Origin of the sequence: Pseudooceanicola onchidii (genome assembly GCF_004959925.1) — a bacterium.
Classification (GTDB): domain Bacteria; phylum Pseudomonadota; class Alphaproteobacteria; order Rhodobacterales; family Rhodobacteraceae; genus Pseudooceanicola; species Pseudooceanicola onchidii.
Map to the genome: position 1 here is coordinate 1281185 of NZ_SPUW01000001.1, position 23196 is coordinate 1304380.

At 65.3% G+C, this 23196-nt stretch carries 25 protein-coding genes; 9 read left to right on the forward strand and 16 right to left on the reverse strand.

The annotated features are described in order from the left end of the window. Positions 1–9 precede the first annotated feature (9 nt). The 4 genes from hisH to edd form a co-directional block, all read right to left on the reverse strand. Entirely contained in the window at positions 10–642 is a 633-nt protein-coding gene (gene hisH, locus E4S58_RS06125; RefSeq protein WP_136635446.1) for an imidazole glycerol phosphate synthase subunit HisH, read from the reverse strand. A 91-nt stretch (positions 643–733) separates the two neighbouring features. Further along, entirely contained in the window at positions 734–1321 is a 588-nt protein-coding gene (gene hisB, locus E4S58_RS06130) for an imidazoleglycerol-phosphate dehydratase HisB (RefSeq protein ID WP_136635447.1), read from the reverse strand. Positions 1322–1451: 130 nt separating this feature from the next. Continuing rightward, positions 1452–2093: a bifunctional 4-hydroxy-2-oxoglutarate aldolase/2-dehydro-3-deoxy-phosphogluconate aldolase gene (gene eda / locus E4S58_RS06135; protein ID WP_136635448.1), complete on the reverse strand. Its 642-nt coding sequence runs from the start codon at positions 2091–2093 to the stop codon at positions 1452–1454. A gap of 9 nt (positions 2094–2102) precedes the next feature. Next, the gene (edd, locus tag E4S58_RS06140) at positions 2103–3908 is read right to left on the reverse strand and encodes a phosphogluconate dehydratase (RefSeq protein ID WP_136635449.1); all 1806 of its coding nucleotides are present in this window, start codon (positions 3906–3908) and stop codon (positions 2103–2105) included. Between the two features lie 200 nt (positions 3909–4108). Between edd and E4S58_RS06145 the strand changes: the two genes are divergently transcribed. Continuing rightward, positions 4109–5311: an RSP_2647 family RNA methyltransferase gene (locus tag E4S58_RS06145; RefSeq protein ID WP_136635450.1), complete on the forward strand. Its 1203-nt coding sequence runs from the start codon at positions 4109–4111 to the stop codon at positions 5309–5311. Next, on the forward strand, positions 5308–5853 hold the full coding sequence (locus tag E4S58_RS06150) for an RSP_2648 family PIN domain-containing protein (RefSeq protein WP_136635451.1): 546 nt from the start codon (positions 5308–5310) through the stop codon (positions 5851–5853). The genes E4S58_RS06145 and E4S58_RS06150 overlap by 4 nt, the downstream gene beginning before the upstream one ends. Before the next feature lie 84 nt (positions 5854–5937). Here the strand turns inward: E4S58_RS06150 and E4S58_RS06155 are convergent, their stop codons facing one another. From E4S58_RS06155 to E4S58_RS06190, 10 genes are all read right to left on the reverse strand, one after another. Continuing rightward, a complete protein-coding gene (locus E4S58_RS06155) occupies positions 5938–6939 on the reverse strand; it encodes an LLM class flavin-dependent oxidoreductase (protein WP_136635452.1) in 1002 nt (333 codons plus the stop codon). 38 nt (positions 6940–6977) lie between these two features. Further along, positions 6978–7664 carry a M48 family metalloprotease gene (locus tag E4S58_RS06160; protein ID WP_136635453.1) on the reverse strand — a complete coding sequence of 229 codons (687 nt, stop codon included), beginning with the start codon at positions 7662–7664 and terminating at the stop codon, positions 6978–6980. Positions 7665–7715: 51 nt separating this feature from the next. Then, the gene (locus tag E4S58_RS06165; protein WP_136635454.1) at positions 7716–8144 is read right to left on the reverse strand and encodes an OsmC family protein; all 429 of its coding nucleotides are present in this window, start codon (positions 8142–8144) and stop codon (positions 7716–7718) included. 51 nt (positions 8145–8195) lie between these two features. Beyond that, the gene (locus tag E4S58_RS06170; protein WP_169052608.1) at positions 8196–8843 is read right to left on the reverse strand and encodes a DedA family protein; all 648 of its coding nucleotides are present in this window, start codon (positions 8841–8843) and stop codon (positions 8196–8198) included. Then, positions 8840–9187 (reverse strand): hypothetical protein, encoded by a 348-nt coding sequence (locus E4S58_RS17855; protein ID WP_169052609.1) that lies wholly within the window; start codon positions 9185–9187, stop codon positions 8840–8842. The genes E4S58_RS06170 and E4S58_RS17855 overlap by 4 nt, the downstream gene beginning before the upstream one ends. A gap of 54 nt (positions 9188–9241) precedes the next feature. After that, positions 9242–10426 (reverse strand): vWA domain-containing protein, encoded by a 1185-nt coding sequence (locus E4S58_RS06175; RefSeq protein ID WP_136635456.1) that lies wholly within the window; start codon positions 10424–10426, stop codon positions 9242–9244. After that, positions 10426–10593 (reverse strand): hypothetical protein, encoded by a 168-nt coding sequence (locus E4S58_RS17860; protein ID WP_169052610.1) that lies wholly within the window; start codon positions 10591–10593, stop codon positions 10426–10428. Before E4S58_RS17860 ends, E4S58_RS06175 begins: the two co-directional genes overlap by 1 nt. Positions 10594–10627: 34 nt before the next feature. Next, positions 10628–12028 carry a DUF2927 domain-containing protein gene (locus tag E4S58_RS06180; protein ID WP_205965356.1) on the reverse strand — a complete coding sequence of 467 codons (1401 nt, stop codon included), beginning with the start codon at positions 12026–12028 and terminating at the stop codon, positions 10628–10630. Next, positions 12025–12492: a GNAT family N-acetyltransferase gene (locus E4S58_RS06185; protein ID WP_136635457.1), complete on the reverse strand. Its 468-nt coding sequence runs from the start codon at positions 12490–12492 to the stop codon at positions 12025–12027. Before E4S58_RS06185 ends, E4S58_RS06180 begins: the two co-directional genes overlap by 4 nt. A gap of 301 nt (positions 12493–12793) precedes the next feature. Further along, positions 12794–13633 (reverse strand): AAA family ATPase, encoded by an 840-nt coding sequence (locus tag E4S58_RS06190; protein WP_136635458.1) that lies wholly within the window; start codon positions 13631–13633, stop codon positions 12794–12796. 200 nt (positions 13634–13833) lie between these two features. On the opposite strand from E4S58_RS06190, the gene dksA reads away from it, so the two are divergent. After that, positions 13834–14256, forward strand: coding sequence for an RNA polymerase-binding protein DksA (gene dksA / locus E4S58_RS06195; RefSeq protein WP_136635459.1), 423 nt, complete (start codon positions 13834–13836; stop codon positions 14254–14256). Between the two features lie 69 nt (positions 14257–14325). Then, positions 14326–15504: an FAD-dependent monooxygenase gene (locus tag E4S58_RS06200; RefSeq protein WP_136635460.1), complete on the forward strand. Its 1179-nt coding sequence runs from the start codon at positions 14326–14328 to the stop codon at positions 15502–15504. Here the strand turns inward: E4S58_RS06200 and xth are convergent. Continuing rightward, positions 15501–16283, reverse strand: coding sequence for an exodeoxyribonuclease III (xth, locus tag E4S58_RS06205; RefSeq protein ID WP_136635461.1), 783 nt, complete (start codon positions 16281–16283; stop codon positions 15501–15503). The genes E4S58_RS06200 and xth overlap by 4 nt on opposite strands. Before the next feature lie 370 nt (positions 16284–16653). Here xth and E4S58_RS06210 point away from each other — a divergent pair, with 370 nt between their 5' ends. The 3 genes from E4S58_RS06210 to E4S58_RS06220 are packed head-to-tail and all read left to right on the forward strand — an operon-like array spanning position 16654 to position 19478. Then, positions 16654–17424 (forward strand): DUF6749 family protein, encoded by a 771-nt coding sequence (locus E4S58_RS06210; RefSeq protein WP_205965357.1) that lies wholly within the window; start codon positions 16654–16656, stop codon positions 17422–17424. A gap of 57 nt (positions 17425–17481) precedes the next feature. Then, complete coding sequence (locus E4S58_RS06215) at positions 17482–18573, forward strand: DUF6902 family protein (protein ID WP_136635462.1); 1092 nt, start codon at positions 17482–17484, stop codon at positions 18571–18573. Beyond that, positions 18570–19478: a DMT family transporter gene (locus E4S58_RS06220; RefSeq protein WP_136635463.1), complete on the forward strand. Its 909-nt coding sequence runs from the start codon at positions 18570–18572 to the stop codon at positions 19476–19478. Before E4S58_RS06215 ends, E4S58_RS06220 begins: the two co-directional genes overlap by 4 nt. Before the next feature lie 22 nt (positions 19479–19500). On the opposite strand, the gene E4S58_RS06225 is transcribed toward E4S58_RS06220, so the two are convergent. Then, positions 19501–19824 carry a HesB/IscA family protein gene (locus E4S58_RS06225; RefSeq protein WP_136635464.1) on the reverse strand — a complete coding sequence of 108 codons (324 nt, stop codon included), beginning with the start codon at positions 19822–19824 and terminating at the stop codon, positions 19501–19503. Between the two features lie 152 nt (positions 19825–19976). Here E4S58_RS06225 and E4S58_RS06230 point away from each other — a divergent pair, with 152 nt between their 5' ends. Beyond that, a complete protein-coding gene (locus tag E4S58_RS06230) occupies positions 19977–21188 on the forward strand; it encodes a deoxyguanosinetriphosphate triphosphohydrolase (protein ID WP_136635465.1) in 1212 nt (403 codons plus the stop codon). 84 nt (positions 21189–21272) lie between these two features. Further along, positions 21273–23144, forward strand: coding sequence for a cation:proton antiporter (locus E4S58_RS06235; RefSeq protein WP_136635466.1), 1872 nt, complete (start codon positions 21273–21275; stop codon positions 23142–23144). The last annotated feature ends 52 nt before the right edge of the window (positions 23145–23196 follow it).

The following is a 23196-nucleotide window of genomic DNA, read 5'->3' on the forward strand; positions in this document are numbered from 1 at the left end:
GGCTGGGCGTCATGGCGCCCAGCTCAGGAAGTTTGCGATCATCCGCAGACCGGTCTCCTGGCTTTTCTCGGGATGGAACTGCGTGCCGATCATGGTGTCCCGCCCGACGATGGCGGTGACCGGCTGGCCATAGTCGACATGGGCCAACAGCTGCTCCGGCGCATCCACCCGCATGTGATAGGAGTGCACGAAATAGGCGTGCCGTCCGCTGTCGATCCCATCCAGCACGGGATGCGGATGGTCGATCACCAGATCGTTCCACCCCATGTGCGGCACCTTCAGCCCCTCGGCCTGGATCCGCCCGACCTCTCCGTCGATCCAGCCAAGGCCCGCCGTTTCCTCGTATTCATGGCCGACCCGCGCCATCAGCTGCATCCCGACGCAGATGCCCATGAAGGGCCGGGCCTTGACCTCGACAACTTCACGCAGCGCATCAAACAGGTTCTCGCGACCCTTCAACGCCTTGGCACAGGCCGGAAAGGCGCCGTCGCCGGGCAGGACCACGCGGTCCGCGCGCAGCACGTCCTCGGCCCGGTCGCTGACGATCACCTCGCCGCCCCCGACCTCGCGCGCCATGCGCTGAAAGGCCTTTTCGGCCGAATGCAGGTTGCCGCTTTCATAGTCGATCAGAACGGTCAGCATGGTCTCTCCCCGCCGGGTCAGGCCCCTGCGGTCTTCTTCTGGTCAAAAATACCTCCGCCGGAGGCTCGGGACGCCGCAGGCGACCCGACGGTCAGAGCATTCCCTTGGTCGAGGGCACGGCATCCGACTTGCGCGGGTCCGTCTCGACCGCCTCGCGCAGGGCGCGGGCGACGGCCTTGAAGGCGGCCTCGGCGATGTGGTGCGAATTGATGCCATGCAGCATGTCGACATGCAGGGTGATCCCGCCGTGTGTCGACAGCGCCTGGAAGAATTCGCGCACAAGTTCGGTGTCGAAGGTGCCGATCTTCGGGGTCGGCAGGTCGACGTTCCACACAAGGAAGGGCCGCCCCGACAGGTCCAGCGCGCAGCGCACCAGCGCGTCGTCCATCGGCAGCAGGCAGCTGCCGTACCGCCGGATTCCGCGTTTGTCGCCAAGAGCCTGGCTCAGGGCCTGGCCGATGGCGATGCCCACGTCCTCGACGGTGTGGTGATCGTCGATATGCAGGTCACCCTTACAGCGTACGTCCATGTCGATCAGCGAATGGCGGGCCAGCTGGTCCAGCATGTGATCGAAGAAGCCGACGCCGGTCTGCATGTCATAGGACCCGGTCCCGTCGAGGGTCAGGCTGACGTCGATGTCCGTTTCTGCGGTCTTGCGGCTGATCTTGGCGCTGCGCATGGGGCCTCCGATGGTTTCGGGGGCTGTATAGGGCGCGGGCGCGCGGGGGCCAAGCGAAAGCCGCGGGCGAGGGAAAATGCCGCGCAGGGCGCGACTTCCGTGCACCTCGTGGCGCGGCGGACCCAGGCGATCAGAGAGCCGACGCCTCGCGCGCCAGGGCCTCGATCCCCGCCCAGTCGCCCGCTTCGACCTTGTCCTTCGGCGCGACCCAGGATCCGCCGACGCAGGCGGTATTGGGCAGGGCCAGGTAGTCGGGCGCATTGCCGGGCGTCACGCCCCCGGTCGGGCAGAACAGGATCTGCGGAATCGGTGAGGCCAGCGATTTCAGCGCCTTGGCGCCGCCCGCGGCTTCGGCCGGGAAAAACTTCTGCACCCGGTAGCCGCGTTCCAGCAGCCGCATCGCCTCGGACGCGGTGGCGGCGCCGGGCAGCATCGGCAGCCCCATGTCCTCGGCCGCGTCCAGAAGGGTGTCGGTCGCGCCCGGCGAGACGCCAAAGGTCGCCCCGGCCTTCAGCGCGCGTTCGACATCGGCGGGCGTCAGGATCGTGCCCGCGCCCACCATGCCGCCCGGCACCGTGGCCATCTCGCGGATCACATCCAGCGCAGCGGGGGTGCGCAGCGTCACCTCAAGCACCGGCAGGCCGCCCGCGACAAGCGCGGTGGCCAGCGGTTTGGCATGGGCCACGTCGTCGACCACAAGCACCGGGATCACCGGCGCGGTACGGCAAAGCTTTTCGCTGGAAACGCTGGCTTCCTCGGGGGTGACTGGCATGATGGCTCCTTACACGATGCTGGCGGCGCCGGTCGTGGCCGGGCCTGCGTTCTGACGGAAGACTTCGAACATTTCACGCCCGATGCCGAACTTGTTGGCCGACAGGTCGCGCGATACGGGCGCACGGTCCAGCGCGCCGGGCGTCAGCACTTCGATCGTGCCCGCGACCGCATCCACCCGGATCAGGTCGCCATCGATCAACCGCGCCAGCGGTCCGCCATCGGCAGCCTCGGGCGACACGTGGATCGCGGCCGGCACCTTGCCCGAAGCGCCCGACATGCGGCCATCGGTCAGCAGCGCGACCTTCAGCCCGCGATCCTGAAGCACCGACAGCGTTGGCGTCAGCGAATGCAGTTCCGGCATGCCATTGGCCTTGGGACCCTGAAAGCGGACGATGACGACGGTGTCGCTGGTGAACTCGCCCGCCTTGAACGCCGTCTTGACCGACTCCTGGTCCTCGAAGATGCGGCACGGGGCCTCGATCACGTGACGCTCGGACGCGACGGCCGAAACCTTCATGATCCCCGCGCCAAGGTTGCCCTGCAACAGCTTCAAACCGCCGGTCTTCTGGAACGGGTCCGAGGGCGGGCGCAGGATCTTGTCGTTCTCGGACGTGCGCGCGCCGTCGCTGTAGGTCAGCTTGCCGTCGGTCAGCTTCGGCTCCTTGGCGTACGCCGTAAGTCCGCCCTCCGCGATGGTCAGCGTGTCGTCGTGCAACAGCCCGGCCGACAGTAGTTCGCCGATCATGTAGCCCAGTCCGCCGGCCGCGTGGAAGTGGTTCACATCCGCCAGACCGTTCGGATAAACCTTTGCCATCAAAGGCGTAGCGCCCGAGATCTCGTCGAAGTCCTCGGTCTCAAGCAAGACACCCGCAGCCCGCGCCATGGCGGGCATATGCAGCACGAGGTTGGTCGACCCGCCCGTCGCCATCAGCCCGACGATGCCGTTGACGAAGGCCTTTTCGTCCAGAACGCGCCCGGCGGGGCGGTAGTCGTTGCCAAGCGCCGTGATCTCCATCGCGCGCTCGACCCCGGCGGCCGTCAGCGCATCGCGCAGCGGCGTGTTCGGGTTCACAAAGGACGATCCCGGCAGGTGCAAGCCCATGAATTCCATCAACATCTGGTTGGAATTGGCGGTCCCATAGAAGGTGCAGGTGCCGGGGGAATGGTAGGACGCCATTTCCGCCGCCATCAACTCGTCCCGTCCGATCTCTCCGGCGGCGAACTGCTGGCGCACCTTGGCCTTTTCGTCGTTCGGCAGACCCGAGGGCATCGGCCCCGCAGGCAGGAAGACCGCCGGAATATGGCCAAAGGTCGCCGCCGCCATCACCAGACCCGGGACGATCTTGTCACATACACCAAGGTAAAGTGCTGCATCAAAACAGTTGTGAGACAGCGCAACTCCGGCCGACAAGGCTATGACATCACGGGAAAAAAGCGAAAGTTCCATGCCCGGCTGTCCCTGCGTGACCCCGTCGCACATGGCAGGCACGCCGCCCGCCACCTGCGCCGTCGCCCCCTTGGCGCGCGCCGTGGCGCGGATCAGCCCGGGGAAGGTCTCAAACGGTTGGTGCGCCGACAGCATGTCGTTGTAGGCGGTGACAATCCCCAGGTTCGCGGCCTTGCCCTTGGCCAACGCGTCCTGGTCAGCGGGAACGCCCGCATAGGCATGCGCCTGGTTGCCACAGGTCAGATGCGCCCGCACCGGCCCGGCCTCGGCCGCAGCCTCCAACCGGTCGAGGTAGCGACCCCGCGTGTCGGCAGAGCGTTCGATGATCCGTTGCGTGACCTTTTCGATCGTCGGGTTCAGCGGCATGGGCGTCTCCTGTTGCTGCGGGCACCATATCAAGCAATGTTAGCGGTAACAATCCTTGCCATGCGGCGCCGCGCCTCTGTCATGGTCACACCTGCGGGCGCTGGTCCCCGGGTGCCGGTCGACACCAAGGCTAGACCCGCCGCCAACGGGTCACAAGGGCACCTCTTCCCGTGCCCGGGATTTGCAGCTAGAGGAGGTCCATGACAGACCTTCCCGTGCTCCGCCTCAAACCCAAGATGGACCCGCGCCGCATTCGTTTCGGCTACCCTTGGGTCTACGACAACGAACTCGTGCTTGACCGCCGGACCAAGGCGATCGCGCCGGGAACGCTTGCGGTTCTTGAAGACGCGGGGCGCGAACCGCTTGGCCTGGTCGCTGTCAACACCGCCTCGCGCATCGTCGGCCGGGTGCTGGACCGCGCGGATGTGACCGAGCTGACCGAAGACTGGTTTGCCGAACGCCTGTCCCGCGCGCTGGCCCTGCGCGACCGCCTGTATGACCAGCCTTTCTATCGCCTCGTCCATGCCGAGGCCGATGGCTTTCCGGGCGTCATCATCGACCGCTTTGGCGATACGGCGGTGGTCCAGCCGAACGCCGCCTGGGCCGAGGTGCACCTGGATCAGCTGACCGCCGCATTGGCCCGCGTCACCGGTGTGACCACGATCCTGAAATCCGCCGGCGGCCGGGCGCGCGGGCTGGAAGGTCTGGATGATGTCGACGCGGTGCTGACCGGCACCGCCCCGACGGCCGCCGTGCCGGTCCCGATGAACGGCGCCACCTACATGGCCGACCTGATGGGCGGGCAGAAGACCGGCCTTTTCTTCGACCAGCGCCCGAACCACGCCTTTGCGGCAGGTCTGGCCAAGGGCGCCCGTGTGCTTGATGTCTTCTCGCACGTCGGCGGGTTTGCGCTGGCTGCGCTTGTCGCGGGGGCCGACAGCGCCCTGGCGGTCGACGGATCCCAGCCCGCGCTGGATCTCGCGACCGAAGGCGCCGCGCGCACCGGCGTCGCCGAGCGGTTCAGCACCCGCAAGGGCGATGCCTTCGATGCGCTGACCGCGCTGGGCGAAGAGGGCGCGACCTTCGACGTCGTCATCTGCGACCCGCCGGCCTTCGCGCCCAATAAACCTGCGCTCGACAAGGGGTTGCGCGCCTACGAACGCATCGCCCGCCTTGCCGCGCCGCTGGTCGCCCCCGGCGGCTACCTTGGCCTCTGTTCCTGCTCGCATGCCGCCGATCTGGACGCGTTCCGCACCGCCTGCATTCGCGGCATCGGGCGCGGGCTGCATGGCACGGGCCGCTCCTCGCAACTGCTGCACACCGGCTTTGCCGGGCCGGACCACCCGATGCATCCCCAGCTGGCCGAAAGCGGGTACCTCAAGGCGCTCTTCTTCCGCCTATGAAACTGATCCTCGACGCCTGCGTGCTTTACCCGACGGTGATGCGCGAGATGCTGCTGGCCGCCGCGCGGGCGGGGATCTACACGCCGCTCTGGTCGGACCGCATTCTCGAGGAATGGGCCCGCGCCGCCGCCCGCATCGACCCGGCGCAAGAGGCGCAGGCGCGGGGCGAGATCGCGATGCTGTCGGCCCACTGGCCGCGCGCGCGGGTACAGGCGACCGATGGCCTGATGAACCGGCTCTGGCTGCCCGACCCGGCGGACATCCACGTGTTGGCGGCCGCCGTCGCGGGCAGCGCCGATGGCATCGTCACGATGAATGCCAAGGACTTTCCCCGCAATATCCTAGCCGAGGAAGGGCTGACCCGCGCTGACCCCGACACACTTCTGCTTGGGTTCTTCGAGGCACAGCCCGATGCCATGCGCCACGCCGCCGAAACCGTTCTGGCCGAGGCGCGCCGCCTGTCCGGCGAAGACTGGACGCTGCGATCCCTGATGAAGAAGGCGCGCCTGCCACGGCTGGGCAAGGCACTGGAACAGGCCTGACCGGGCTTTCTTTTTGCTGAAAATATCCCCGCCGGAGGCATCCGACCGCAGGTCCCATGCCACCCGGCAAGCGTGGCTCCGTCGTCAGAACGACCCTTCCGCCCCCAGATCCCGCAACACCCGGGCCCCGATCTCAAGGCTTTTCAACCGTGCCTCATGCCCCCAGATCTGGGCGTTCACCATCACCTCGTCCGGCTGGTATTTCTCAAGAATGTCAGCCACCTGACGCTTGACCATCTCTTCCGACCCGATCGCGCTGACCGTGAAGCGTGACTGGGCGGCGGCGATCCAGGCGGGGTCCAGATGGTCTTCCAGTCTCTCCACCGGACGGGGCAGCGGGCCGGGATTGCCCGCGCGCAGCGCGGCAAAGCCCAGCACGGCCGAGGACTGGTGATACAGCGCCTCTTCCTCGGTCTCGGCGGCAAAGACGTTCATCGCCACCATGAAATGCGGCTTCTGCAGCACGTCGGACGGGCGGAAGGTCCGGCGATAGACCTCGCCCGCTTCCTCAAGCATCTCGGGCGCGAAATGCGAGGCAAAGGCGTAGGGCAGACCCAGATGCGCCGCCAGCTGCGCACCATAAAGCGATGACCCCAGGATCCAGATCGGCACGCGGGTGTTGACGCCCGGAATGGCGCGCAACCGCTGGCCGTCCTCGACCGGGCCGAGGTAGGCCATCAGTTCCAGCACGTCCTGCGGGAAGGTGTCCTGCTGTGACATGTGCCGACGCAGGGCGCGGGCGGTTTCCATGTCCGTCCCCGGGGCACGGCCCAGGCCCAGGTCGATGCGGTCGCCGAACATCTCGGCCAGGGTGCCGAACTGTTCGGCGATCACCAGCGGCGAATGGTTCGGAAGCATGATCCCGCCCGACCCGACGCGGATCCGCGAGGTCGCCACCGCGATGCGCCCGATCAGCACGGCCGTGGCCGAGGACGCGATGCCCGGCATGTTGTGATGTTCGGCCAGCCAGTGGCGGTGATAGCCCTGGCTTTCGGCGAACTGCGACACCGCGACCGAATTTGCGATGGCCTCACCAGCGGTGGAGCCTTCGGGAATGGGGGCTAGGTCGAGGAGGGAATAGCGCATGACGGCACCTTGTCTTTGAAGTCTTGAAATCAGGGGGATCAGGCGTCGGACCAGCCGTCCGACAGCCTGCGGATGGCGGCGATGCGCTCCTCCGGCTTGGGGTGGGACAGGAGCCAGGCCGGGGCGGCGTCGTGGTTCGACTGGGTCAGCGCGGCCAGCTTTTCGAACAGCCGAACCTGGTGTTCGACGCCGATGCCGGACTTGGTCAGCAGGGCGGCGGCATAGGCATCGGCCTCGTATTCATCCGACCGCGACAGCCGCGCCGCCAGAAGCGAGGTGATCAGCCCCGCGATCCAGCCGCCGATGCCGGGCACGATCCGCGACAGGATCATGCCAAGCGCCGTGCGCATCGCGTTCTGGCCCGAGAAATCGATCAGCCGACGGCGCGTGTGACCCAGGGCGACATGGCCCAGTTCGTGCGCGATGACCGAGGCAAGCTCCTCTGCCGTGACCTCGCCCGCGTGGTACCTGTTGAGGAACCCGCGCGTCAGGAAGATCCGGCCATCGGGGACGGCCATGCCGTTCACCGGCTCGACCTCGTAGACGTTCACCCGGATGCGCGGCAGATCCAGTGCCTGCGCCATCCGCCGCGTCAACGCCTCGAGCTTGGGATCGGCCAGCTCAGTGGATTTCTGGTCCATCTCCTTCTTCAGCCGCCAGGACGAGAAGTGCCAGGCGATGACGCCGTACAGGATGGCCAGAAGGATCGGGGTCAGACGCAGCATGACACCGATATGGGGCAGGGCGCCTGCCGGGACAAGCGCCCTGTCCTTGGGTCAGGCGAGTTTCGCGTCCAGCGTGATCTCGGCCCCGGCCAGCAGTTTCGAGATCGGGCAGCCTTCCTTCGCGGCCTTGGCGGCCTCCTGGAACTTGGCCTCGTCCGCGTCGGGGATCTTGGCGGTCAGGTCCAGGTGCACCTTCTTGACCGAAAACCCGTCATCGTCCTTGTCGAGGAAGACGGTGGATTTCGCCGACAGTTCATACGCGACCATGCCGTGTTCCTCAAGCTGCAGGGACAGCGCCATGGCAAAGCAAGACGCATGGGCCGCGCCGATCAGTTCTTCGGGGTTGGTGCCCGGCTCATCGCCGAAGCGCTTGTTGAAGCCGTACTGCGCCTTGTCCAGCACGCCGGATTGGGTGGATACGATGCCGGAGCCGCCCTTGATGGTGCCGTTCCAGATGGCAGAGCCGTGTTTCTTGATCATGATGTCTCTCCTTTTCTGTTGGGGAAAAGGAGAGGGCGATCGGCCCCGGTTTCAAGGGCGCGGGTCGGTGCGCACCACGTCCCCGCCAGCATCGCGGTCGCCGGCCCGGTGCGCACGGCGCAGGGCGCGGCGCATCCAGAACCCCGCCCCGACCATGACCGCCAGCGCCGCCAGAAGCCCGGCCACGTCGGACGACAGTTCGGCCACCATGTCGATCTGTTCGCCGAAGGCGTAGCCCAACCCGACGTAGATCGCGACCCAGACCAGTTCGCCCGCCGCTCCCCAGATCGTGAAGACGCGCCGGTCGATCCGGGCGCCCCCGGCGGCGAAATTCACGTAAGGCCCAAGCGGAGAGAACAGCCAGCGCGACAGGAAGACAGCCGGACCCGCGCGGCCTTCCATCATCCTCTCGGCACGTTGCATCGCCAGCGCGGGCTTCGATCCCGGCTTCATCCGCGCCTTGGCCCAGGATCCACCCGACCGGCCGATACGATAGCCGACCTGATCGCCCGCCACCGCCCCGACATAGGCCCCCGCAAAGACCCAGCCCAGGCTCAGGTCGCCCGACGCGGTCAATGCCCCCGCCGCCAGCATCAGCAACGAACTGGGCACCGGCATGGCGAGGCAGGACAGGAAGGTCACCAGCATCAGAACGGGAACCCCGCCGATGGTCAGAGCGCTGAGCAGCGTCTCGTTCATTCGGCATCGGCCTGCGTCTGCAGGAAGACCGTGAGTTCGGCGATCAGCGCCTCGACCGGCTGGCCACGTGCCTCGGCGATCTGGTCCAGCGTCAGGCGTTTCTTGGGGTGGTCGGGCAGGCCCAGGTGGTGAAACACCCGTTCGATCTGCATGTGCCATGAAAAGGCGACATAGCCCGGCGTCATCCAGGGTTCGGGCAGCTGCTGGCGATGCGCGGGATTGGCCCAGTATAGCGAAAAGACCGCCAGCCGCACCAAGAAGACCAGTGCCAGAACCGTCGCCGCGCCGAAAAGTGTCAGCGCAATGGGGTGGTGTCGCCACAGATGTCGAAGCTTGCCCGTCATGTCATCAAGACTGCGCGCGCGGGCGCCGAATGAACAGGGCAAATCGCAGGTGCCTTACCGCGTAAGGTCCTTCATGCCCTGTTCCAGCCCGGCCAGCGTCATCGGCACCATCTGGTCCTCGAAGATGTCCTTGATCATCTTGATGGACTGCGTGTAGCTCCAGTATTTCTCGGGCACCGGATTGATCCACAGGGTCGACGTCCACTGGTTGCGGCAGCGTTCCAGCCAGGCCTGGCCGGATTCCTCGTTCCAGTGTTCGTTGGCCCCGCCGGGATAGGCGATTTCATAGGGCGACATCGACGCATCCCCGACGAAGATCGCCTTGTAGTCCGGCCCATAGGTCCGCAGCACGTCCCAGGTCGGGGTCTGTTCGGTCCAGCGCCGCTTGTTGTCCTTCCAAACGCCCTCGTAGAGGCAATTGTGGAAGTAGAAGTATTCCATGTGCTTGAATTCTGACTTGGCGGCGGAAAACAGTTCCTCGACCACCTTGATGTGCGGGTCCATCGATCCGCCCACGTCGAGAAACAGCAGCACCTTCACCGCGTTGCGCCGTTCGGGCCGGACCTTCACGTCCAGATAGCCGTGTTCGGCGGTGGCGCGGATCGTGCCATCCAGGTCCAGCTCGTCATGCGCGCCGGTGCGCGCCCATTTGCGCAGCCGCTTCAGCGCGACCTTGATGTTGCGTGTGCCCAGTTCGACGGTGTCGTCGAAGTTCTTGAATTCGCGCTTGTCCCAGACCTTCACCGCGCGCTGGTGGCGGGATTTCTCCTGCCCGATGCGGACGCCTTCGGGATTGTAGCCATCGGCCCCGAAGGGCGAGGTGCCCCCGGTGCCGACCCACTTGTTGCCGCCCTGGTGCCGGCCTTTCTGTTCCTCGAGCCGCTTCTTCAGCGTCTCCATCAGCTTCTCGAAGCCGCCAAGCGCCTCGATCTCGGCCTTCTCTTCCTCGCTCAGGTGCTTTTCCGCCATCGACCGCAGCCAGTCGGCGGGCAGATCGACCTTTTCCAGCACCTGGTCGAAGGTGATCTGGTCCAGCCCCTCGAAGGTCTTGGCGAAGGCCACGTCGAATTTGTCGAGGTTGCGTTCGTCTTTCACCATCGCCGCGCGGGCAAGGTAATAGAACCCCTCGGGATCATAGGTGATCAGGTCCGCCTTCAGCGCCTCCAGGAAACTCAGGTACTCCCGAAGGGAGACCGGAACAGCATGATTGCGGAGGGTTTCGAAGAAGGGAATGAACATCAGAGCACAACGCGATCCAGGAACAGGGCCAGGAACAGCCCGATCAATGCGAAGAAGATGGCATGGACCACGGCGTATTGCAAAATGTCCGCCGTCTTGCCTTTGCGCCGCTTTGCCCGCAGTGCGCCGACGACCGCCCCGATCAGGGTGCTGAGAATGATGACCATGCTATGCCTCCGCCTGTGCGCCGGGGCTGTCGTGTCAGCCCCGGATCTCGGCCGGGCGCAAAGAGGCGATTTCGTTCAGCTTCGCCCGCACGGCCCAGTCCGGGCCAAAGCCGTAGCGCGCCCAGCCCAGACTGTCCAGCCGGACGGGGGCGGCTTCGGGGCCGTGGCCTGTCAGCTCAAGCGCCTCGGCACGCATCATCTGGATCGACGCCAGAAGCGCCGCGTTCTCGGCCCGGCGGGCCACATCGGCCTGTCCCTGCAAAAGCGACAGCGCCAGCGCGCCGTCCCCTTCATAGATGGCGTGCGCGGCCAGTTGCGTGGCGATCTGGGCGGTGTGCACCTCGGTCACCGGGCTGCGGCGATAGATCTGGTAGGCCTGCGTCAGGTGGGCCCGCGCCCGCATCCGGTCGGTGGTCTGGATCTGCCGCGCCACGACGTAATGCGCAAAGGCGATGCGGTGATCCGTCCAGCCGTTGTCCTGTGCGATCGCCAGCGCGCGATAGGCGGCGGCGGTGCGGGTGCGGGCGTTGCCCTTGGTGCCAAGCGCGGTCTGCACGGCTTCGATCCAGTCATAGGGCGTCGGACCCGCCAGCGTGCTGATCTGCCCGTTCCCGGCCGGGTTGAGGCGGCCGAGGATCCCGGGGATCAGGCGCTGCACCTGATCGCGGCTCATGCCCGAGTGCAATTCGGGCGCGTAGGTCGCGCGCAGGATCAACATGTCGAACCCGGTCAGGACCGAATTCATGTTGTCATCGTTGAAGGTGCTGTCCGGCAGCCGGTAGAGGTCATTGAGCGGGCCGATGGCCTGCGCCAGTTCCTCGTGCAGGCAGTCGCGCGTTTCCTGCGGGCTGACGTCATTGGGCACGAAGATCGCGATTTTCTCGCGGCGCTCCAGCCGTGCCCAGTCGGTCGCGCCGGTGTTGCGGGCGCTATTGTACTGATCCAGCGTGGTGATCCCCGGCACGACAAAGCAGGCGGCCTGAGGCAGGTACTGGCGGATCTTGCGGCTTGGCACGGCTTCGACCGTCAGCTGGTTCGGGCCGGTGCCGAAATCGATGTCGATGCCCGCTTCGGTCCGCAGCCGGGTCAGCAGGCGGCGCAGGTCTTCGATCATGTCGCGGTCGGGCTGGCCGGACACGGCGACCCGGATCGGGCCTTCGAAGCGGGTAAAGACCGGCAGGTTGCGCCCGGATTCCAGGCGGAACGACAGATCCATGAAATCCTGCGCGATCTCGCTGTTCGCGCGCAGCGGCGCGGCGGGCAGGGGGCGGGCAAAGACCTTCATCGGCGGCAGCGGCATCAGGTCCGGCTGCGCCATCCGGGTGGGCACTTCGTCCGAAACGGGCAGGCGGGGTTTGGCATTGTCGACCGGGCCGATACAGGCCGTCAGGGCCAGCGTCATGGGGATCAGTCGGAGGGCCTTGCGCACCCTCATGCCGGCCTCTGGTACTTGATGAAGTCGGTCAGCACCCCGATCTGGTCATAAAGCTTGCGGGCGGTGGCGTTGTCGTCCTGGGTCATCCAGTAGACCGTCGGCGCGCCCGCCTTGTCCGCCGCCGCGTAGACCGCGTTGATCAGCGCCGCGCCGATGCCTTTGCCGCGCACATCGGGATCGGCGTAGAGATCCTGCAGGTAGCAGACCTGTTCGCGCTTCCAGCCGTGGCGATGGAAAAGGTAATGGACCAGCCCGACCGGCCGGTCCCCGACAAGGGCGATCAGCCCGTTGAATTCGCCGTCCGCCCCGGACAGCATCCTTTCGAACGCAAGATCATAGATCTCGTCCGGTAGGGTCGTCTTGTAGAATTCGAGATACCCCTGCCACAACCGGCCCCATTCGGCACGGTCCGCCCCTGTGATAGGGCGAATGGACAGGGACTCGGCCGCCGCCGGTCCTGCCATGAACACTGCTCCAACTCGCGGTCAGCGGAATGTTTCCCCCGTCTGACCTTTATTGATGGCCCCGGTTTGTCCGAGGTCCGGGCCGGATCGTTGTCTGGCCTGATGTCACTATGCCCAAGCGCGGGTGTATGGCCAAGCAAAGAGTCGTGTCTGTTCTTGGTTTTGCAGGTTTTGGTAAGGTTTCGTTAAGAACTGTACGTGCGGTGGCATGGTTAACGGTACTGGCACGTGAAACGGGCGCGTGTTGCCACGCGCCCGTTTCAATTTATCCGGTCGGATGCGTGCTGGCACGCCCCGCCACTTACCGCTGTCCGCGCGCCAGAAACGCCAGCCGTTCGAACAGATGCACATCCTGTTCGTTCTTCAGCAGCGCGCCATGCAGCTTGGGCAGGGCGTTGGCCCCGTCGCGCTTGAGGTCCGCGGGATCCAGATCCTCGGCCAGCAGCAGCTTGAGCCAGTCCAGGACTTCCGACGTCGAGGGCTTCTTCTTCAGGCCCGAGGTCTCGCGCACCTCGAAGAACTGGGTCAGCGCCATTGTCAGCAGCTCGCCCTTGATGCCGGGGTGATGCACCTCGACGATCCGGCGCATCGTGTCCATGTCCGGAAAGCGGATGTAGTGGAAGAAGCAGCGGCGCAGAAAGGCGTCGGGCAGCTCTTTTTCGTTGTTCGAGGTGATGATGACGATCGGGCGCACCTTGGCCTTGATCGTCTCGCCTGTCTCGTAGACGTGGAACTCCATCTTGTCGAGTTCCTGAAGCAGGTCGTTCGGAAACTCGATGTCGGCCTTGTCGACCTCGTCGATCAGCAGCACGACCTTTTCGTCGGACTCGAAGGCCTGCCACAGCTTGCCTTTGCGGATATAGTTCTTGACGTCGTGGACCTTTTCCTCGCCCAGCTGGGAATCGCGCAGCCGCGATACGGCGTCGTATTCATAAAGGCCCTGCTGCGCCTTGGTGGTGGACTTGATGTTCCACTCGATCATCCGCAGCCCAAGGCTTTCGGCCACCTGCCGCGCCAGTTCCGTCTTGCCGGTGCCGGGTTCGCCCTTGACCAGCAGCGGGCGCTCCAGGGTGACGGCGGCATTGACGGCAACTTTCAGGTCGTCCGTGGCGACATAGCTCTCGGTACCCTGGAATTTCATGTAATCTCGGCCTCTTCCCATTCGTTTCCGCAGGACGATAATATCTTCCGCAGGGGCGTGCAATGCAGGTAAACTAGGGACGTTTCCGTATGGAAATGTGTAGTGACATCCCTGTCCAAAGGGAGTAGAGCGAGCGCGTAAGGGGGCCTTTGGCTGGCAACATTACCCGTCAGCCGGGGCATTGCTAGGGAGCCAAAAAAATGAAAGCAGAAACGTTTCTGCCCGAAGACTATCGTCCCGCCGAGGACGAGCCCTTCATGAACGAGCGGCAAACGGAATATTTCAGACGTAAATTGATTGCCTGGAAAGACGACCTTCTGGAAGACAGCCGCGACACCGTCGAAGGGCTGCAGGAAAACACCCGCAACATTCCCGACGTCGCCGACCGCGCCTCCGAGGAAACCGACCGTGCGCTGGAACTGCGCACCCGGGACCGTCAGCGCAAACTGGTGGCCAAGATCGACAGCGCCCTGCGCCGGATCGACGAAGGGGAATACGGCTATTGCGAAGTGACCGGTGAGCCGATTTCGCTGAAGCGTCTCGATGCCCGTCCGATCGCCACCATGAGCCTCGAGGCGCAGGAGCGCCACGAGCGCCGCGAGAAGGTGCACCGCGACGACTGATCGCGCTTGAATGATTGAAGATGCACGGCTCCGGGGTCAGCACCGGGGCTGTTGCCCGGGCCGGTTCGCATGTCCTTGAGTGATCGGGAAATCATCGTCGTCGGGGCCGGGATCGGTGGTCTGACGGCGGCGCGCGCCCTGGCGCTACGCGGCGCGACCGTCACCCTGCTTGAACAGGCCCCCGCGATCACCGAGGTCGGCGCGGGCCTGCAGATCAGCCCGAACGGGATGGCCGTGCTGCGCGCGCTTGGGCTTGAACAGGCGGTCAGGGACACCGGCGCGCCGGTCTCTCGTGGTCTGGTTCTGCGAAACGCGCGCGGCGCGTTGCTGGCCCGCTTTCCCTATGCCGGGCTGAACCGCCCCGACGATTACCTCTTTGTTCATCGTGCCGACCTGGTCGGCGTGCTGGCCACGGCCGCACGCGATGCTGGCGTCGACATCCGCCTTGGCCAGACCGTGCTGGGTGTCGCGCCCGGGGAAGCACCACGGGTCGACCTGGCAAATGGCACCTCTCTCACGGCTGATCTGGTCATCGGGGCCGATGGTCTGCGTTCGGTCATTGCCCCCGCGATCCAGCCGCGCCCCGAACCATTCTTCACCGGGCAGGTCGCCTGGCGCGCCCTGGTTCCCGGTGACAACGGACCTGCCGAGGCGCAGCTGTACATGGCGCCCGGGCGGCATCTTGTGACCTATCCCTTGCGCGGCGGCAGCCTGCGCAACATCGTGGCGGTCGAGGAACGCGACAGCTGGACCGCCGAAGGCTGGTCGCATCGTGATGATCCCGACACCCTGCGCCACGCCTTTGCCGGGATGGGGCCGCAGGTGCAGGCGATGCTGGCGCAGGTCACGACCACCCACCTCTGGGGCCTCTTTCGTCACGAGGTCGCGCCGTTTTGGCACCGCGATCACGTGGCAATCCTGGGCGACGCGGTCCATCCGACCCTGCCGTTTCTGGCGCAGGGCGCCTGCATGGCGATCGAAGACGCTTGGGTCCTGGCCCGCTGCCTGGATAGCACGCCCGACAGTCACGACGCGCTTGCCGCCTATCAATCCGCCCGCCACGCGCGGGTCACGCGGACGGTCAGGTCGGCGACGGGCAATGCCTGGCGCTTCCACCTGCGCGGGCCGCTGGTCGTGGGGGCCCAGATGGCCATGCGGGCCGCCGGTGTCATGACGCCCCACGCCATCACGCGGGGCTATGCCTGGCTATACGATCACGACGTCACGCAGGGCGACCGGTTGGCCTAGGCGTCAAGCTCGACCCAGACCGGCACGTGGTCCGACGGCTTGTCGCGCCCGCGCAGATCCTTCTCGATCCCCGCATCCACCATCAGGTCGGCGCATTGCGGTGTCATCAGGATGTGGTCGATCAGGATGCCATTGTTCCGCTGCCATGCTCCGGCCTGGTAATCCCAGAAGGAATAGTGCCCGGGTCCGGAGGTGCGGGCGCGGAAGGCGTCGGTGAAGCCAAGGTGCTGGATCTTGCGGAATGCCGCACGGCTTTCCAGCCGGAACAACGCATCTTCGCGCCATGCATCCGGCTTGGCGGCATCCTCGGCCTGCTGGATGATGTTGTAGTCGCCAGCCATCAGCGCCGGTTCTTCCGCCGCCATCAGCGCCTCGGCCCGTGCGCGAAGCCGCTCCATCCATGACAGTTTATAGTCGTACTTGGGCCCCGGCACCGGATTTCCGTTCGGCAGGTACAGCCCGCAGACCCGCACGGCGGCCTTGTCACCGACCACGGTCGCCTCGATCCAGCGGGCCTGTTCATCCTCGTCATCGCCGGGCAGGCCCGTCGTCACGTCTTCAAGCGGGATCTTCGACAGGATCGCGACCCCGTTAAAGCTTTTCTGGCCGTGGGTGTGCACATTGTACCCGCGATCTTCGAACAGCTCGCGCGGGAAGCCTTCGTCGACCGACTTGATCTCTTGCAGCACCACGACGTCGGGGCTGGCTTCGTCGAGCCAGGTGGTCAGCGCTTCATGGCGCGCCTTGATGCCATTGATGTTGAACGTGGCGATACGCATCGGCCCGGCCTCCTGTTTTTCGGCAGTCTTAGCGATTCATTCGGGCGGGGCAAGCGACGCACCTGAGCGTCACGCGGGTGCGGCCTCGCGTCACCTGTTCCGCAAATCTGCCGCAAAATCGCACGCCCGAGTCAGGCGATTCGAACGCATCATGTGGGTCGTGAATCGCTCCGTGACGGATAAGGGCAATTTTGTGGCGATGTTGAGAAAATTTTCAGACCTGTCGGGTTTCAATCGTTTCAGAGACTTAACGCGAATCGCCTCGCGTGCCACAGAAATCAGCACACGTATAGGTTGAAAAATGTCTTGGCGAAAACCGGTTAGAGGGCAAAGCTCATGTACATCAACTGCCAACATGGGGAACAAACCAATGACCGCAATTCGCAAAAACTTCATCGCCCAAGCATCTGACAAAGCTCGTGAAAACACCTCCCTTATGGGCGAGGGTGTCGAGATGTTTGCTTCCGGTTCCGCACCCTCCGCATCCTCCGGCCTGACCGGCGACGCGGTCGAGATGTTCGCCTCCGGTTCCGCCCCGGCGACCGCCACCCGCGCCCTGGTTGGCGACGCGGTTTCGCTCTTCGCGTCCGGCTCCGCGCCGACCGCTTCTTCAGATGTCAAGGCCGGTGATGCGGTCGAAATGTTCGCCTCCGGCTCCGCTCCGACAGCTGGCCGCACCTTCTCCGGCGACGCGGTCGAGATGTTCGCCTCGGGTTCCGCGCCGACTGCCACGAAAATGAGCACCGGCGACGCGGTCGAAATGTTCGCTTCGGGCTCCGCTCCTGTGACCTCCGACGCCTCCACCGGCGACGCGGTTGAGATGTTCGCCTCGGGTTCCGCCCCGGTGACCTCCGACGCTTCCACCGGTGACGCGGTCGAGATGTTCGCTTCGGGTTCGGCCCCGGTGACCTCCGACGCCACCACCGGCGACGCGGTTGAGATGTTCGCCTCGGGTTCGGCCCCGGTGACCTCCGACGCCTCCACCGGCGACGCGGTCGAGATGTTCGCCTCGGGTTCGGCCCCGGTGACCTCCGACGCCTCCACCGGCGACGCGGTTGAAGCCTTCGCTTCGGGTTCGGCTCCGGTGACGTCCGAAGTCTCCGCAGGCGACGCGGTGCAGTCCTTCGCCTCCGGCAGCTAAGCCGACACCACTGACGGGCGGGGCAGGAATAGCCCCGGTGACCAAAGGAGACCTACAATGTCCAATGTCATCCGCCTTTCCTTCCCCTCCCGCCAGGAGCAGCGGGCCGCGTCGATCGCGGCCCTGCTGGAGACCTTCGCCCTGCACCGCCGCGACGAAAGCGACGTGTTCTGGATGAAGGAGAATGCCGAGATCCTGAACATCCTCGAATGCACCGGTCAGTCGGTCCCGCGCGAGGCGCTTGAGGCCTACGCCGGGTTCTACGACACCATCGAGGAGCGTCTGGAGTTCTTCCCACAGTACTACCGGTTCCTTCTGTCGATCTGCCAGGACCTCGAATCCCTCGGGATGGAGGGGGGCAAATCGGCCGGTCTGGCGCGCTGGATTGCCGCCGAAGGACTGGTCGAGGCCGAGCTGTCGGACCTGCAGCGCGGGGAGGCCATGCGCCTGCTGACGCGAAGTGGCGTCAATATTGATATGGACATGACGCTAATCAATGTCAGGTTGAATCAATTTGCGGCACGTTCGAAAACGTTCGCGGTTCCGAATAAAAAAGCCGCTTACGAATTGACACATATCGCTTTTTACCTATCCGAGTACGGTCGGCGCGATCCCGAACTGGATGCGCAAGTCCTGCAAAGCCTTAATTACACGGGCATACTGGCTTTTCTGGATTGCAATTTTGATCTCCTTGCGGAAGTCTTGGTGGCAATTGGGTATTGCGGAGCCGAGGCGCCGCAGCTCTGGAAAGATGCCGTCACCAATTCCACGGCCCTTTTCTCGGTTTCGGAAGGTGACGACGCAGTGCGGCAAGACGACTATCACGAATACCTCGTCTGCAACTGGGCGTTGAGCGAATTGGGCCACAAGCCGTTCCAGGCTGCCCTGCGCCCGGGTCCCGTCAGCTTCCACGCCGCCCCGCGCCAGGCAACGCCGCTGCGCGAACTCTCCGAGGTGATGCATGGGCTCAGCGTCCGCCGGTCGTCCGACTGGGTCGGGATGCGCGACTACCTGTGCGACTGTGTCAGCCCCGAAAACGCCGACCTCCTGCTGTCGGCGGAAGAGGCCAGCGACTGCTTCCAGGACTTCTTCTCGGGCTTCGCCCGGACCGGAATGCGGGGCATGGCCCAGGGGGCGATGACCGCATGACGCCAGCGCCCGCCATGGCCCTTACGGGGGCGATCCTTGTCGTGATCTACACCGGCCTGATCTCATCGGCCGACGGGATCACCAAGCTTCTGGCGGGCGGCTATGCCGCGCCCCAGCTTTATGCCGTGTCCGGCGGGCTGGTGGCGTTTTTCTGTTTCATCGCCAATGCGATCAAACCGGCACAGGGGGGGCTGCGCACCACACAACCTGTCGCGATGGCCCTGCGGTCGGTCGCGACGGTGATTGCGGGCGTATCCTTCTTCTATGCCTTCCGTCTGCTGCCCTTCGCCGAGGTCTTCGTCTTCATCGGCCTGATGCCGCTGGTGGCAGGACTGATGTCCGGCCCCATCCTGAAAGAGGCCGTCGCCCTGCGTGTCTGGATCGCCCTCGGCACCGGCTTCCTGGGGGTCATCTGCCTGTTTCCCGAAGGCGTGCATGCGGTGACCCTGGGCCACGGCGTGGCGCTGCTGGCCTGTGTGTCCGGGACGTTCTCGATGGTCATGGCGCGCTATGTCGGCCGGACCGAAAGCAATTCGCTGGCGCTGGTCTTCTATCCGAACCTTCTGAACATGCTGGTGATGGCGGCCGTGCTGCCGCTGGTCTACAAGCCGATGCCGCTGTCGGACTTCGGTCTTGCCGTGGCCTATGCGGCGCTGCTTTTCGGGGCGCGCTGGCTGCTTGTCATCGCCCTGCGGCTGCTGCCGGCCTACACGGCGACACCGCTGATGAACCTGCAGTTTATCTGGATGGTGATCATCGGCGCGGTGATCTTCGGCGAAGTGCCGGGATCGAACATCTACCTCGGCGCACTGATCGTCGTCGCCTCGGGTCTGTATCTGGTCTATGACCAGTTCGCGCCCAATCGCGCCGCGCGCCGTGCCGCGATGATGCCGCCGGCGGAATAACCCGCCGCGCACCCAACTGACATCAGATCGAAAACGACGTCCCGCACCCGCAGGAACTGGTGGCGTTCGGATTTTCGATGACGAACCGCGCGCCGATCAGTTCTTCGGAAAAATCGATCACCGCGCCGGTCAGGAAGGGCAGGGACACGTCGTCGACGACGACCTTTTCCCCGTTGCCTTCCAGAACCAGGTCGCCCTCGGCGACGTCGTCCAGCTTGATCTCGTACTGGAACCCCGAACAGCCGCCGCCCTCGACGGCCACGCGCAGGGCCTGACCCTGTTCGCCTGCGCCGATCTCGGCAAGGCGTTCGAAAGCGCGGTCGGTCACTTTGGGCGGGATCTGCATCTCTCAACTCCGTTGCGGGCAAAAAGCCGGTTTGCCCGTCATTGATCTGCAATATATGCAGGGCCAGACTAGGCTACAAGGATCACCGGTGATCAACACCGGGACCACGGGACAAGAACCGCCGGATTTCGGCACAAGACCAAGGAGGCGCCATGCTCGCGCCCTATGCCTCGCATCCGGATCAGTCGCGCGGGCGGCTTTACCCGGAAGAGGAAAGCACATTCCGCTCCTGCTTCCAGCGGGACCGCGACCGGATCATCCACGCCTCGGCCTTTCGCAGGCTCAAGCACAAGACGCAGGTCTTCATCGAACACGAGGGCGATTATTTCCGCACCCGCCTGACCCATTCGATCGAGGTCGCGCAGGTGGCCCGGACCATCGCCGGGGCATTGAAGCTGAACCCCGAGCTGACCGAAGCCGTCGCGCTGGCCCATGACCTGGGCCATCCGCCCTTTGGCCACACCGGCGAAGATGCGCTGCATGACCTGATGGCGCCCTACGGCGGCTTCGATCACAACGCGCAGGCTATCCGCATCGTGACGAACCTGGAACGGACCTATGCCGAATGGGACGGTCTGAACCTGACCTGGGACTGTCTTGAAGGTATCGCGAAACACAATGGCCCCGTGACCGGCAACATCCCGATCGCCCTGGCCGACTACAACGCGCATCATGATCTTGAGCTGCACACCCATGCCTCGGCCGAGGCGCAGGTGGCGGCCCTGTCGGACGACATCGCCTACAACAACCACGATCTGCACGACGGCCTGCGGGCCGAGCTGTTCTCGACCGACGAACTGGCCGAACTGCCCATTCTGCGCGACTGCTTTGCCGAGGTCGACCGCCGCTATCCCGGTCTCAACTACTATCGCCGCCGTCACGAGGCGCTGCGCCGGTTCTTCGGTGTTCTGGTCGAGGACGTGATCAACGTCACCCGCGCCAATATCGCCAAGCTCGATCCCGCCGACGTCACTGACGTTCGTGAAGCCGGGCAGATGATGGCGCGGTTCTCGGGGGGGATGTGGGGCGATCTGAAGGTCATCCGCGAATTCCTGTTCCACCGCATGTACCGCGCGCCCGAGGTGGTCGAAACCCGCGCCAAGGTCACCCGCATCGTGCAGGAACTGTTCCCGATGTTCATGGATCAACCGGACCTTCTGCCCAAGCAGTGGCGCAAGGATGTTGAAGCCATCGAAGGCGATCGCACCGCGCTGGCGCGGATCGTGTGCGATTACATCTCGGGCATGACCGACCGGTTCGCGATCGTCGAATACGCCCGCCTGACGGGGGAAGAGCCCGAACCCGGCCTGCGCGCCTCCGGTCCGGGTCACATCCGCTATGAAGAGCGGTTGAAGAACGGGTAATCTGTAACGGCCAGTCAACGCTGGCTACCAATCCGGCGCAAACGATCTAAGGTCTCTCGTCTGACACCCCGACCCGGAGACCCCATGGCCGTACCCGTTGACACCCTGCCGCCCGTTGCCGCCTTTGCCCTTGTCGGCGTGCTGGGCGTGGGGGCGCAATTGCTGGCCTGGCGGCTCAAGATGCCGGCCATCGTGCTGATGCTGGTTGCCGGGATCATCGCCGGGCCGATCACCGGGATCTTCGACCCCGAACGCGAATTCGGCGCCCTGCGCGAACCGATGATCGCCGTGGCCGTGGCGATCATCCTGTTCGAGGGCGGGCTGACGCTGAACCTCAAGTCGTTGCAGGACGCGGCCAAGGGGGTCAGGCGGCTGGTGATCGTCGGCGCGCCGCTTGGATGGCTCATGTCGGCGCTGACGCTGCACTACGTGGCGGGGCTGGGCTGGGAATCCTCGGCCGTCTTCGGCGGCATCATGATCGTGACCGGCCCCACGGTGATCGCGCCCCTGCTGCGGTCGGCCCGGCTCAATCGTCGCCCGGCGCAGGTGCTGCAGTGGGAGGCCATCGTCAACGACCCCATAGGCGCCCTAGCGGCCGTGCTGGCCTACGAGGTCGTGGGCGTCTTCCGCGCCTCGCACGCCATGTCCACCGCCATCGGAGAGACCGCACTGGGCATCGTGCTGGCCATCGCCGTCGGCATCGCGGGCGGCTTTGGGCTGGTCTGGGCGTTCCGCAAGGGGCGGGTGCCGGAATACATGAAGGTGCCGGTGCTGTTCACGCTGTTGCTGGCGGTCTTCGCGGGCTGCGACTGGGTGTTGCATGAAAGCGGGCTGCTGGCGGTCACCGTCATGGGGATCGTCATTGCCAATTCGGACCTGCCGTCGTTCGAGGAACTGCGCCGCTTCAAGGAACATGCGACGATCCTGCTGGTCTCGGGCGTCTTCATCATCCTGGCGGCCAGCCTCGATCTGTCGGAACTGTCCACTCTGAACTGGCGCGCGGCCTTCTTCGTGGCGGCCGTTATGCTGGTGGCGCGGCCTGTGACCGTGCTGGTGTCGCTGATCGGGACGAACCTGCCGTGGCGCGAACAGCTGCTGGTGGCCTTTACCGGCCCGCGCGGCGTGGTGCTGGTGGCGGTTGCCGGACTTTTCGGCGAACGGCTGGTCGGGCTGGGGGTCGAGGACGCGGCGCTGATCGGCCCGCTGGCCTTCGTGCTGGTCGCCGTCACGGTTGTGGTCCACGGCTTCGGCCTGCGTCCCATGGCCCGGGCCCTCGGGCTGACGGGGGCCGAGACGCCGGGCCTGCTGATCGTCGGCGGGTCGCGCTTTACCACCGGGCTGGCGCGGCTGCTGCATGAAAACGAAATACCCGTTCTGGTATCCGACCCCAACCACAGCAAGCTGCGCGGCGCGCGGCGCGAAGGGGTGCAGACATACTATGGTGACATCCTGGCCGAGGCGGCGGAACACCGGCTGGACATGGTCAGCTACACGAGCTTGCTGACGGCGACCGACAACGACGCCTACAACACGCTGGTCGCCACCGACCTGGCGCATCACTTCGGCCGCGACGCCGTCTACCAGATCGCCCGCGACAAGGAGGCGAACACCCGCCACGCCCTGCCGGTGACCCTGGGCGGCAAGCCGGTGCTGAAGGACATGACCCACGAGGCGCTTGAAGAACGTATGATTGCGGGCTGGCGTTTCCGGCAGACCCGCCTGACCGACAAGTTCACGCTGGACGACTGGCGTGCGGAAAACCCGGACAGCCTTCTTGTCGCGGCGCAGCGCAAGGGCCAGACCATGCGGCTGCTGCGCACCGGAGAGAACCTGAAGGGCGCCGAGGACATGCGCCTGATCCACCTTGCCCCGCCCGAGGACGAGGCCGAGGCACGGCGCAATGCGCAACAGGCGCTGAAGGACGGAAGCGAGGACGACACGCCCTCGGGTGCCTGATCCGGCCTGGACCATCGCGCGCAAGGTCATGTTGACGCGCCGCATCCCCATG